11 protein-coding genes and 1 other annotated feature are annotated in these 12,639 nt (G+C 39.8%); all 11 genes read left to right on the top strand.

Annotated features, from left to right (window positions below; all coding sequences use genetic code 11):
- The first annotated feature begins 2 nt into the window (after positions 1-2).
- The 11 genes from AC973_RS02555 to msrA all read left to right on the top strand — a co-directional run bounded on the left by AC973_RS02555 (position 3) and on the right by msrA (position 12,258).
- Positions 3-203 carry a DUF951 domain-containing protein gene (locus AC973_RS02555; RefSeq protein ID WP_016897177.1) on the top strand — a complete coding sequence of 67 codons (201 nt, stop codon included), beginning with the start codon at positions 3-5 and terminating at the stop codon, positions 201-203.
- Positions 204-321: 118 nt separating this feature from the next.
- A complete protein-coding gene (gene ychF, locus AC973_RS02550; protein WP_048726896.1) occupies positions 322-1,416 on the top strand; it encodes a redox-regulated ATPase YchF in 1,095 nt (364 codons plus the stop codon).
- 32 nt (positions 1,417-1,448) lie between these two features.
- Positions 1,449-2,195, top strand: a complete 747-nt coding sequence (locus AC973_RS02545; RefSeq protein ID WP_048726895.1) for a DUF1129 domain-containing protein — start codon at positions 1,449-1,451, stop codon at positions 2,193-2,195.
- A 121-nt stretch (positions 2,196-2,316) separates the two neighbouring features.
- Entirely contained in the window at positions 2,317-3,402 is a 1,086-nt protein-coding gene (locus tag AC973_RS02540) for a thioredoxin domain-containing protein (RefSeq protein ID WP_048726894.1), read from the top strand.
- A 26-nt stretch (positions 3,403-3,428) separates the two neighbouring features.
- The gene (locus tag AC973_RS02535) at positions 3,429-3,941 is read left to right on the top strand and encodes a thioredoxin domain-containing protein (protein ID WP_048726892.1); all 513 of its coding nucleotides are present in this window, start codon (positions 3,429-3,431) and stop codon (positions 3,939-3,941) included.
- A 404-nt stretch (positions 3,942-4,345) separates the two neighbouring features.
- On the top strand, positions 4,346-5,830 hold the full coding sequence (gene guaB / locus AC973_RS02530; protein WP_048726890.1) for an IMP dehydrogenase: 1,485 nt from the start codon (positions 4,346-4,348) through the stop codon (positions 5,828-5,830).
- A gap of 212 nt (positions 5,831-6,042) precedes the next feature.
- A complete protein-coding gene (locus tag AC973_RS02525; RefSeq protein WP_016897171.1) occupies positions 6,043-6,726 on the top strand; it encodes a response regulator transcription factor in 684 nt (227 codons plus the stop codon).
- Positions 6,727-6,980: 254 nt separating this feature from the next.
- Complete coding sequence (locus AC973_RS02520; protein WP_225968917.1) at positions 6,981-8,042, top strand: sensor histidine kinase; 1,062 nt, start codon at positions 6,981-6,983, stop codon at positions 8,040-8,042.
- Positions 8,043-9,452: a D-alanyl-D-alanine carboxypeptidase family protein gene (locus tag AC973_RS02515; RefSeq protein WP_048726882.1), complete on the top strand. Its 1,410-nt coding sequence runs from the start codon at positions 8,043-8,045 to the stop codon at positions 9,450-9,452.
- Between the two features lie 610 nt (positions 9,453-10,062).
- Positions 10,063-10,305 (top strand) — a binding site (T-box leader).
- Between the two features lie 62 nt (positions 10,306-10,367).
- A complete protein-coding gene (gene serS, locus AC973_RS02510; protein WP_048726880.1) occupies positions 10,368-11,675 on the top strand; it encodes a serine--tRNA ligase in 1,308 nt (435 codons plus the stop codon).
- Positions 11,676-11,730: 55 nt separating this feature from the next.
- On the top strand, positions 11,731-12,258 hold the full coding sequence (gene msrA / locus AC973_RS02505) for a peptide-methionine (S)-S-oxide reductase MsrA (protein WP_003142973.1): 528 nt from the start codon (positions 11,731-11,733) through the stop codon (positions 12,256-12,258).
- Positions 12,259-12,639: the final 381 nt, after the last annotated feature.

Raw genomic sequence — 12,639 nt, 5'->3', positions numbered from 1 at the left:
TCTTGGGAGACAAAGAATATGGCATGCACGATATCGTGCAAATGAAAAAACAACACCCGTGTGGTGAAAATGCTTGGAAAATCATTCGTTTAGGTGCGGATATCCGCATCAAATGCCAAGGTTGTGGCCAATCAGTCATGATGCCACGCCGTGAATTTGAAAAGAAAATGAAGAAAATCATTAAACCAGCAGACAATAACTAGGGGTTAATACTCGTTTTGCCGATATTGGTCTAATGTGTTCGAGTTTTCAATCATCAAAATAACTTAAATGATAGAAATAAAGAAAAAATATCCTTAATAAAGAAAGTAGCGTGAAGAAATGGCTTTAACTGCCGGAATCGTAGGATTACCAAATGTTGGAAAATCTACCTTATTTAATGCAATCACAAAATCTCAAGTAGAAGCTGCAAACTATCCCTTTGCAACGATCGACCCGAATGTGGGAGTTGTAGAGGTACCAGATAGCCGTCTACAAACACTTACTGAATTCTACGTACCAAAGAAAACTGTCCCAACAACTTTTGAATTTACGGATATTGCCGGAATTGTTAAAGGGGCAAGTAAGGGTGAAGGTTTAGGAAACAAATTCTTAGCCAACATTCGTGAAGTAGATGCGATTGTCCACGTGGTTCGTTGCTTTGAAGATGGGAATATCACCCACGTTTCTGGAAAAGTAGATCCAGCTGACGATATTGAAACAATTAACCTAGAGTTAATCTTATCTGACCTAGAAACAGTCAATAAACGCTACGAAAAAGCAGTTAAAATGGCTAAATCAAAAGACCATGATGCAATCGTTGAAGCCAACGCTTTAGCTAAGGTAAAAGAAGTGCTTGAAGCTGGTAAATCAGCTCGAACAGTGACTTTTACTGAAGAAGAACAGCCATTTATTGATCGCATGTTCCTTTTGACAACAAAACCAATCTTATACGTAGCGAACGTAAGCGAGGATGATGCAGCAACTGGTAATGATTATGTTGAAATCGTACGCGGTATTGCTAGTGAAGAGGATGCTGAAGTGGTAATTGTTTCAGCGCAAATCGAAGAAGAGTTGGCATCATTGGACGATGAAGACCGTGAAATGTTCATGGAAGACTTGGGGATGGAAGTGTCTGGATTAGACCGCTTAATCCAACGCGCTTACACTTTATTAGGTCTTGAAACTTACTTTACTGCCGGTGAACAAGAAGTACGTGCTTGGACCTTCAAAAAGGGCATGAAAGCCCCACAAGCAGCGGGTGTAATTCACTCAGACTTTGAAAAAGGCTTTATCCGTGCAGAAACCTTATCTTATGAAGATTTACTGACTTATGGTAGTGAAAAAGCTGCCAAAGAAGCAGGTCGCTATCGTTCTGAAGGTAAGGACTACGTTGTGAAAGACGGCGATATCTTACTATTTAGATTTAACGTTTAAGATCATTCAGGCAAAAGGAGATTTGACCAACAATGGCATTAGGAAATGAGAAAAAATCGAGAGCTGAAATTCAAGCTGAACGTGAAGCGGCTGAAAAAGCAACCCACCAACGCATCAAAGACGAACGCGAAGGCCTATACGCAGGTTTAACCAAACGTAACCAAGAATTTATGATCAAATTTATGAATGAAATCAATGCTTTAGGTTACGATGGCGATATCGACTTAAAAGAAAATCAAATGTTACATACCCTTATTGAAGAGCAAGACAAAGGGGTTACTGCCAAACAATTATACGGCACACCAACAACTTACGCCCAAGAACTACACCAAAACCCTAACGACGGTAATGGGGCAGTTCAAGCAGGCGACAGCCCGTTCTGGCACTACTGGGTTGAAGGTGGCTTATTGATTGGTGGTGTATTCGCGGGTATTTCTGGATTGACCTTATTAATTGGTTCTGAAAATGCGAGCTCAGGCCCGGCTGGTTTATTCACGCTAATCTTGAACTTTATTATTGGGGGATTAGCTATGGCTGTGTTGACGACTAACCAACCTGATATGTCTAAACCGAAGAAAGAACGTGGCACTATGCGGTATATCTTAATTTCAGTAGCTGTTTTATTAGCTTGGATCCTACTCATTTCTCTAACTGAATTCTTGCCAGCGGGTATTAACCCAGAATTACCATTATTCGCTTACCTAGCTCTAGCAGTCCTAGGTTTAGCTGCCAGATGGTGGTTTAAACGCGAATTTAAAGTACAAAATACCTTGTTCTAAAAACATGAGTCTGTCAGTTATTCTGGCAGGCTTTTTTGATAGCTTCGAGTTGATATTTTTGGCATGACGAGAAAACTTCGTTAAGATAAGGGTATTAAAAGTACAAAGGACGTGTAATAAAATGGATGCAACAAATATTGATTTCTCAACAGTTTCAGATGACCTAGGATTTCGTTACGGGAAAGCAGACGCACCGGTAAAACTATATGCCTACTTAAACGTAGAATGTCCTTTTTCAAGGAAATTCGAACAACAAAATACGGCGATTATTCAAGAATTCGTTGAAGCGGGCAAAGTACAATATATTGTGAAGCCCATAAACCGCCCAACTGGTCATTTGCGTAAAGGGAATGTGATGCATAGTTACCTGACTTACGATGACCCGGAAAATGCCTTCAAGCAGCTAACAGAGATGTTTGCGACTCGTCAAGAATGGACGGAATTAGACGAAGCGGGCGTAGCAGCATATGCTGAAAGCCAATTAGGTTACACTAAACAAGACCACGATGATACCCAAGAAGCGATTAAAGCTGAAGCGGTTGAAGTAGGCGCTAAAACAGTGCCAACTGCCTATGTATTTGGCCAAGCCTTTGACGAGCACGAAGACAACGAGACTATCCGCGAATGGTTTAACGCTGCTTACCAAACAGCTACTGCAACAGAAGTATATGATTTCGGGGCCGACAAATTAGATTTAGACCAGGTTACGGATAAACGAGCTATTAAATACGGCCAAGATGATGCGCCGATTAAGGTGACAGAATACATCAACTTCCGTTGCCAAGGATCTAAAAACTTTGAAGACGCTGTGTCTGAAAAATTAGAGGGCCTAGCGGATGAAGGGAAGATTCAACGGATTATCAAACACGTTGATATCGATAAGGCTGGCTTAGCTAAAGGGGAAGTCATCAACCGCTTTGTAGACTACAAGGACCAAGAAAAAGCCTACAAACAATTCAAAGAAATCTTCGCCCGTCATGGTGAATGGAAAACGACAGACTTTGGTGGCATCGTAGACTATGCTATTGAAACGCTATCTTACCAATACCAAGGCAACCGCCTGCAAAATGATGTCGTTAAAGCTGAATTTGAAGCCCTTGGCGGTACAGCAACTCCAATAATCGTCGTAAATAATGATAAAGCTTTTGTGGGGCCAAATGCAGCAGCAGAATTAATTGCTTACTTAGACGAACAAATTGCTCAGTAAGGAAAATATAATAAGGAGGCATTTAAATGACCTTTCAAACAGATAAAATCACCTATCAAGATGCGATTAAACTTGGAAAAGATACAGCCAAGGTTAAAGTCGTTGAATACTACAACCTTGCTTGTCCGGATGCCTTAAATTACCAGGAGCAATTCGCCTTCTTCCTAGATCCATTAATTCAAACAGGGCAGGTGCAACGGATTTTGAAGCACTATGATAAAACCAGTCCGCGTCTACAAAAAGGTAATCTTGTCCATGATTACATCGATTACGACAACCAAGAAGCGGCCTATACTGTGGCAGACCAATACCTTCGGTCGCAAAAAGACTGGGCGCGTTTAGATCTAGATAAAGTTGAAGCCTATTTAGCCCAACAAGGACGTGTGCAACAAGACAATAGCGAACTAGCAGCCCGCGTATTTGAAGAAGCACAAGCAGTTGGTGTCGGCGCGGTGCCAACGGTTTTCATCGAAGACCAAGCCTTCGTTGAAACAGTAGACCCAGAAGCCTTCAAACAAGCCATAATGGAAAGAATCTAAGTATTTGGATTTTTCTCGGCAAACTTATACGAATAATTACTCAAAGGTCGTGGCTTAATGTCACGGCTTTTTGTGTCGTATAAATTTTGGATTTGTAATTTGAAAAGTATGTCGGTGAGTCATAGGTTTATGGGGGTCTTGTTAATACTGGATTTTGCTATAGGCATAAGGTAAATATATATAGGTAAAAGAAGAGATGATTTCTTTAACCAATTTCCGAACTATAACATTTGATCCAAGTTTCCAAAAGCGTATATATCTTTTTCAAACAAATAAAAAACGAACAATATCTTTAATATATAAAAATAATCCATTTGTTTACGAAATATAAGGTTGACCTTGTTGGTGTATGGTGGTAGGATAGTAAAAATCAATTTTATACAGAAAAGGGGAATAAATGAAAAATGACTACTGCATGGGAAAACAAATTCGCTAAAGAGGGATTAACATTCGATGACGTCTTACTATTGCCAGCGCATTCAGAGGTGTTGCCAAATGAGGTAGATTTAGGCGTAGAGTTGGCACCCAACTTGAAATTAAATATTCCAATCCTTTCAGCTTCAATGGATACTGTAACGGATGCAAGCATGGCCATCGCTATGGCACGCCAAGGTGGACTTGGTATTATTCATAAAAATATGACGATTGCCCAACAAGCGGATGAAGTCCGTAAGGTTAAACGTTCAGAGTCAGGTGTCATTTCAGACCCATTCTATCTATTCCCAGACTCACCAGTTCACGAAGCAGAATCCTTGATGGATCGTTACCGTATTTCTGGTGTACCGATCATCGACAATGAAGCAGACCATAAATTAGTGGGTATCCTAACAAACCGTGATATCCGTTTCTTAGAAGACCATGACCAACCGATTGAAAATGTGATGACCAAAGACAACTTAGTTATTGCACCACAAGGAACTTCTTTAGAAGAAGCGAGTCACATTTTATATGAAAATCGTATTGAAAAATTATTATTAGTTGATGATGAAGGTCGTTTAACAGGTTTAGTTACTATTAAAGATATTGAACGCGTTACAGACTATCCAAATTCTGCTAAAGACGCAAAAGGTCGTTTGATTGTGGGTGCTGCAGTTGGGGTTACTTCAGATACATTTGAGCGTGTGGGTGCTTTACTTGAAGCAGGTGCAGATGCGATTGTAATCGATACTGCACATGGTCACTCTGCAGGGGTTTTACGTAAAATTGCACAAATTCGCCAAGAGTTCCCAGAAGCTACTTTAATCGCTGGAAATGTAGCGACAGCTGAAGGTACGCGTGCTTTATATGAAGCAGGTGTAGACGTGGTTAAAGTAGGGATTGGGCCTGGTTCAATTTGTACAACACGTGTGGTTGCTGGTGTTGGGGTACCACAAATTACAGCGGTCTATGACGCAGCTAGTGTAGCCAACGAATACGGCAAGACCATTATTGCGGATGGTGGGATCAAATTCTCAGGTGATATTGTCAAAGCTTTAGCGGCTGGTGGCCATGCAGTCATGTTAGGTTCAATGTTAGCGGGTACTGACGAAGCACCTGGGGAATTAGAAATCTTCCAAGGACGTCAATTTAAAACTTACCGTGGTATGGGTTCATTAGGGGCTATGAAAAAGGGTTCTGCGGACCGTTACTTCCAAGGTGAAGTCAACGAAGCCAACAAATTAGTGCCTGAAGGCATCGAAGGACGCGTTGCTTATAAGGGTTCAGTTTCAGGTATTATCTTCCAATTACTTGGTGGTATTGAATCAGGTATGGGCTATTGCGGTGCTGCAACAGTTGAAGACTTACGTCAACATGCACAATTTATTCGCATGACAGGTGCTGGTTTAATTGAATCGCATCCACATGATGTACAAATCACTAAAGAAGCGCCAAACTATTCAAGAGGCTAATCGATTAAAGACGAAAATATTCCGAGGGCAAGTGGGTCAGCATGACTGCGCTTGTCCTTTTTCAATGGAAAAATCTTTAATATAGATCGGAAAAGCTTGTGATATCAAGTCTTAAGGCATTCTTAACTACTTTTAAATAGAAATATAGGACTTATGTGGTTGGGGTTTGTTAAAATAAGATAGAGAGATTATAGAGTTCGGAGGATAACCTAATGAAAATTTTAATTACTGATGACGATAAGGAAATCGTTGAATTATTAACTATATATGCTACAAATGAAGACTACGAGGTAATCCAGGCTTTTGATGGGGATGAGGCCTTGAAGAAAATTGCTGAGAATCCTGATATTGCGATGATGGTGTTGGATATTATGATGCCTGGTAAGGATGGGATTACGGTGATTAAGGAGTTACGGAAACGTGATGTGGATATGCCAATTTTACTATTATCTGCTAAATCGTCTGATATGGACAAGATTTCTGGTTTAACGACTGGTGCGGATGATTATGTGACAAAACCCTTTAACCCGCTTGAAGTGATGGCTCGTATCAAGTCTTTATTGCGTCGTGCTTCTACAGCTGGCGATGATTCAGCAACGATTGAAGTTGGCCCGCTTGTAATTAACAAAAATTCTCATGAGGTAACGACAACAGATGGTCAGCAAATTCAACTAACTGCGCTAGAATTTGGTATATTATACTTACTAGCTAGTAATCCAAATAACGTATTCTCTGCTGACGAGATTTTTGAACGTGTATGGCAGCAAGAGTCTGTGGTATCAGCGAAGACTGTTATGGTCCACGTGAGCCATTTGCGTGATAAGATCGGTGAAGCTACAGGTGGGGACAAGGTAATCTCAACTGTTTGGGGTGTAGGTTATAAAATTACAGCCTAAGCGCTAAGTATAGAAAGCGTCTGGTATCACGGCGAATGTTCTGTAAGACTGGGGAATGCGATATTGGTATCAACGCACCTAGTCTTTTTTACATTTTTATAGTAGCCAGTTAGTCGGTTAGGTAGTTAATAGTTCAATGACAGTAATAGTTAGAAGGTGCGCTCTTGCAAAAAAAGAAAAGTAGAATGCATACAGAGCTTTTTTTTGAAGCGATTGTGTGGCTAGCGATATTGGTCATACTGTATTTTGGGTTAATGTTCGTGTTGATCACGGTCTATGAAACCAATTATTCAGTCTTGTTACGGACATATCCTGGCTCTTTTTTTGTCCACCCACAATTTCAACAAAATTTCTTTCTGTCTCTAACCGTGGTTTACTTGGTGATGAGTGTTTCCTTTGTTGGCTGGCGGATTTATCGGCGGCTACGGGCGGTTCAATTGGGCTATGTGCTTGAAGAGCTGCACTATATTTCGCAAGGAAACTACCATCATAAGATTTCTACTTCCGAGTTGAATGGGATGCAGCCGGTTGTAGATTCGATTAATCGTTTGGTCGACTCCACTGTTAAAGCGCGGGAAGAAGAGCGGCGGATTGAACAGTCTAAGGATGACTTGATAACCAATATGAGTCATGACATTCGGACGCCGCTTACTTCCGTGATTGGTTACTTGACCTTATTGAAGCAGGAAGGGTTGAAAGACCCAGAAAAGGCTATGAAGTATATCAATATTGCTTACGATAAGGCCGTTCAAATGCAACGGATGACTGAAGATTTGTTTGAATATACTAAGGTCAAACAAGTGGATACTAAGTTGGCTATTAACCGGATCAATGTGGTACGTATGGTAGAACAAATTACGGTAGAGTTTGAATTAGAGGCCAATAAAGTCGGCCGTGAATTTCAAATTGTGGCCGAACCGGATGACAATATCCAAGTCGATATTGACCCAGAAAAATTTGTACGTATTTTTTCCAATTTATTTACCAATGCCTTTAAATATGGTGGAAAGGGTAAGTATATCAGGATTTCAATCTATCAAGACCAAGAAAAGACCAAGTTTGTCGTTGAAAATGACGGCGCTAAGATTCCTAAGGGGCAACTGAAGGACCTATTCCAGAGATTTTATCGGGGGGATAAATCTCGAACTGAGCCGCAGACGGGTAGTGGTTTGGGGTTAGCGATTACGCAATCGATTATTGAACTGCACCGTGGTGAAATTCACGCGGAGTCGGACCATAGAGGGACACGGTTCATTTTCACTATTCCTAATCGCTTTGAAGATTTAGAGGATCATGTAGAAATGGAGCGAATATAAGTGAAGAATAAGTTGACAAAAGTTTTGACCACAGCATTGGTTGCCTTGTTAGGCCTTAATTTGGCCCAAGTGCCGATGGCTGTGTTAGCAACTGAAAATACGACTGTAGACACTAGTCAAGCGAGTGAGGCTACAAGTGGTACGGTAGCAGAATTTTCAGAAGAAATTGCGACAAATTACGGGTTGAATATCGATGCCGCGATGGTCATTGATAGTGAATCTGGCCAAATTTTATATGACCAAAATGGGGCCGATTTACACGGGATTGCTTCATTGACTAAGTTAATTGCCTTGTTTGTTGTCTATGATGAAATTGCAGCAGGAAATTTGTCTTTTGACACTAAAGTGCCTGTCTCAGAGGCAGTTTCAGAGCTTTCCGTAGCGGCTGGTTTATCTAATGTACCATTAGAAGAATCAACTGATTATTATACAGTGGATGCTTTAATTGATGCTGCTGTGATTGGGTCAGGGAATGCAGCCGTAGTTGCCTTGGCAGAATATATTGCCGGCTCAGAGCAATCTTTTGTTGAAATGATGGATGACAAATTAACCAAATTAGGCATCAAAGACTTCGAATTATATACCGCTTCAGGTTTAGCCGGTTCATGGTTAACCACAACTGATGGTTCAGCGTCACCGTACTCAATTGACCAAGAAAATATGATGCAGGCCCGAGATATCTTGTTCGTGGCCCGTGAAATCGTCAATGAATATCCGGATGTTTTAGAACGGTCTAATGTCACTTCAAAAGAATTCCAAGTATCGGATACGGAGACTTATACTTTAGAGAGCACCAACCTGTTTTTACCAGGCAATGCCTACGAACGTGACGACGTGTCTGGTCTTAAAACTGGAACTGAATCTATTGCCGGTCGTTGTATCATCATCATGAGTCAAATCGATGGCCGCGACATCATGCTTGTGACCTTAGGTGCTGAAACAGAAGATGAACGGTATGTAAATACAGGCACATTACTGACTGCCCTACAAGAAAACCTTGCTTATACTACCCTTTATGAAGAAGGTGCCCCTTGGTTGCCTGCTGATAACGTAGCTATTTACCAAGGTGTCGTTAGTGGCGTAGATCTGAACTATGCCAAAACGAATGCCCTGTTCTTACCTTATAATTATGATTTAGAAAATAATTCGACTACAACTTATGATGCAGCCTTCCAATATGACGCTGTAGGGAACTTAGCGCTGACAGCGCCATTGTCAGTGGACCAATCAATTAATACTTTCAATACGACGGTGAACTTTGATGAAAGTCTCTTTAACCAATTGGATATGTCAAATGCCATTGTACCAGCAGAAGATGTCGACAAGGTCAGCATTGTTGTACAAGTGGCACGCATCATGGAAGACCTGTTTAAAGGCTGGATGGAAGATATCCAAGGCGTTTTTAGTTAACAACCGTATAGATTTTCAAGAAATGAAATACATCGTATTGCTCAAATGATTTATAAATTTATCTAGAGACGGACACACTTCGTTTTTTCTACAGGTTTGAACAACACTGTTTATAAAAGCTCTAGACAAGATACACGTTTGCGAGTGCCGTAATTAACAAAACTATCGTATGCATTTAGGTAAGATAACGATCTGATTTGTAGTCTAAAAGTACTGGTATTACAAAACTAAACAAATCTCATGAATATGATGTTTTGAATGTGTGACTGTTAGGAGTTGGAATGCTAATATAATGAGGCTTCTGATATGTTGATTAAGATAAATACAAGTTTTATAAATATTTTTTCGCTAAAGTCATGATGTCTTGTCATGGCTTTTATACGTGTCTAGAGAAGCGTATTTGTGACTTTATAAGGGTGCGTTGTACTAAGCAACGTAGATTTGAATGTTGCTTAATTTTGCATAGGTGAAGTGGTAGGCACAGGGGAAAATTCCAACTATCTATAAATGGCTTTTTTTCTAGCTCTGCACAAGTCTAAACGAATTTACGAATACCTAATTTGGCGCAATTGACTTTTATTTGCCTCAAATATATAATGGAGGCAATATAAGAAAAGTATCGATTGTGAATAGTAATATAGGCTGATTTCTAGAGAGCTTGCGGTAGGTGAAAGCAGGTAATTAAGCGATATGAATCCACACAATCACTGACTACGAATATGAGGATTTAATCCTAATTAAGTAGAGCCGGGTTAGCCGTTATCTAATGAGCGTAAGACATGGTATTTCTGTGTCTTAAAGTAGGGTGGCACCGCGCAATAATATATGAGCTTCAAGCTATTTCGTCCCTTCCAATTTTTTGGAAGACCGGAATAGCTTTTTTATTTACTTATTTATATATAGGAGGAAAACGAAATGATTGATATTAAATTATTAAGAGACAACTTTGATGCGACTGCGGAAAAATACGCTAGCCGTGGGGTTGCAAAAGATGAATTAGAGAAATTAATTGATTTAGACGGCCAACGCCGTGAGGTGATTTCTCAAACAGAAACTTTAAAAGCGGAACGTAATGCCGTTTCTGATGAAATTGGCTTATTACGCCGCAACAAAGAAAATGCGGATGATAAAATTGCCCGCATGAAAGAAGTAGGCGAAGAAATCCTTGTTTTAGACAAGAAACTTGCTAAATTGGATGAGCAAGTGACTTACATTATGGACCGTTTACCAAACTTACCACATGATTCAGTACCAGTTGGTGCCGATGAAGATGACAACGTTGAAGTGCGACGATGGAGCCAAGCCCCTGAGTTTGATTTTGAACCAAAAGCGCACTACGAAATTGGTGAAGAATTAGGTATTTTAGACTTTGAACGTGGGGCTAAAGTTTCAGGTGCGAGATTCTTATACTATCGTGGTTTAGGTGCCCGTTTAGAGCGTGCTGTTTATAACTTTATGTTGGATCAACACCAAGAAGAAGGTTACGAGGAAATCATTCCTCCTTACTTAGTGAACGACAAAGCTATGTATGGTACTGGTCAATTCCCTAAATTTACTGAAGATGTTTTCTCTACAACGAATGAAGATCGCCACCTAACATTAATCCCAACAGCAGAAGTACCATTAACCAATTATTTTGCAAATGAAATTATTCCTGGAGAAGATTTACCTATCTATTTCACCGCCATGTCACCGAGTTTCCGTTCAGAAGCAGGATCTGCTGGTCGCGATACACGTGGTTTAATTCGTCTACACCAATTCCAAAAAGTAGAGATGGTGAAGTTTGCCCGACCTGAAGATTCATATGACGAATTAGAAAAAATGGTGAATAATGCCGAAAATATCCTACAAAAATTAAACTTACCATATCGTGTAATGACATTATCTACTGGTGATATGGGGTTCTCAGCTGCTAAAACTTATGACTTAGAAGTATGGGTACCAGCGCAAGAAACATACCGTGAAATTTCTTCATGTTCAAACACTGAAGCCTTCCAAGCGCGTCGTGCTTTAATCCGTTTCCGTAACGCAAACGGTAAACCTGAATATGTGCATACATTAAATGGTTCTGGTTTAGCTGTTGGGCGTACAGTAACAGCTATTTTAGAAAACTATCAAAACGCAGATGGTTCAGTAACAATCCCTGAAGCGTTAGTACCTTACATGGGTGGTATTACAGAAATCACAAAAGAAAATGCTTCTGGCGTTTCAAAATTAAAATAATGTAATACAATAGAGGTGGATTAATTTTTTAAATTTAACGAAAGGGGCAATTAGGATGTCTAAAGAAACAGCAGTATTTGCCGGCGGATGTTTTTGGTGTATGGTTCAACCATTCGAAGAAATGGATGGTATTGAAAAAGTTACATCAGGATACACTGGCGGCCACAAAGAAAATCCTACATATGAAGAAGTTTGCTCGGGCACAACCGGTCATACAGAAGCAGTTGAGATTGAATTTGATAATGAAAAAATAAGCTATTCAGAATTACTAGATATTTATTGGCAACAAACAGACCCAACAGATGCAATGGGGCAATTTGTTGATCGTGGGGATTCTTATCGACCTGAAATCTTTGTGAACAGCGAAGAACAGGCTAAAGCAGCAATGGCATCTAAAGCAGCTTTAGATGCGAGTGGTCGTTTTAACAAACCAGTTCTAACACAAATCACGAAAGCAACAACTTTCTGGCCAGCAGAAGATTACCATCAACAATTCTACAAAAAGAATCCAGCCCACTATAAACGTTATAGTGAATTATCTGGTCGTAAAACATTCATCAAAGATAGTTGGGAAGAAGCTTAATCGCTGATTCCTACTAATCGAAATAAGAAGATCCTGGGTATATTATCTAGGGTCTTTTATTTTTTGAAGAAATACGAAAAATAGGTTTACAAGAATTGTGAAAGATGATACTATATTTTTCAGATGTTATTATTGTTTCTGTTGAAACATTGAAGAAAATATTTTGAAAAAATTGTTGACTTCAACCAGCTGAACATGGTAATATCTAATAGTTGCGTTACAACGTAACAACAACCGAGAAAACAACATTTTAAATAACTTTTAAAGAGTTGTTGACTTCCAGTTAAACTCGTGATACTATTAAATAGTTGTCACAAGGGCGACGAAATAGACCTTTGAAAACTGAACAAAGAAGACAAACCAAAAATTGTGTATGGAATC

Source organism: Carnobacterium sp. 1290_CSPC, assembly GCF_001053265.1.
GTDB classification, from domain to species: domain Bacteria; phylum Bacillota; class Bacilli; order Lactobacillales; family Aerococcaceae; genus Aerococcus; species Aerococcus urinaeequi.
The sequence above is the reverse complement of the archived record's forward strand: the minus strand, read 5'-3'. Positions and strand labels throughout refer to the sequence as shown.

Excerpts from the sequence above, each read along its gene's own strand:
- ychF (WP_048726896.1), top strand. The coding sequence starts at position 322 with ATGGCTTTAACTGCCGGAATCGTAGGATTACCAAATGTTGGAAAATCT.
- AC973_RS02545 (WP_048726895.1), top strand. The coding sequence starts at position 1,449 with ATGGCATTAGGAAATGAGAAAAAATCGAGAGCTGAAATTCAAGCTGAA.
- AC973_RS02540 (WP_048726894.1), top strand. The coding sequence starts at position 2,317 with ATGGATGCAACAAATATTGATTTCTCAACAGTTTCAGATGACCTAGGA.
- AC973_RS02535 (WP_048726892.1), top strand. The coding sequence starts at position 3,429 with ATGACCTTTCAAACAGATAAAATCACCTATCAAGATGCGATTAAACTT.
- guaB (WP_048726890.1), top strand. The coding sequence starts at position 4,346 with ATGACTACTGCATGGGAAAACAAATTCGCTAAAGAGGGATTAACATTC.
- AC973_RS02525 (WP_016897171.1), top strand. The coding sequence starts at position 6,043 with ATGAAAATTTTAATTACTGATGACGATAAGGAAATCGTTGAATTATTA.
- AC973_RS02520 (WP_225968917.1), top strand. The coding sequence starts at position 6,981 with ATGTTCGTGTTGATCACGGTCTATGAAACCAATTATTCAGTCTTGTTA.
- serS (WP_048726880.1), top strand. The coding sequence starts at position 10,368 with ATGATTGATATTAAATTATTAAGAGACAACTTTGATGCGACTGCGGAA.
- msrA (WP_003142973.1), top strand. The coding sequence starts at position 11,731 with ATGTCTAAAGAAACAGCAGTATTTGCCGGCGGATGTTTTTGGTGTATG.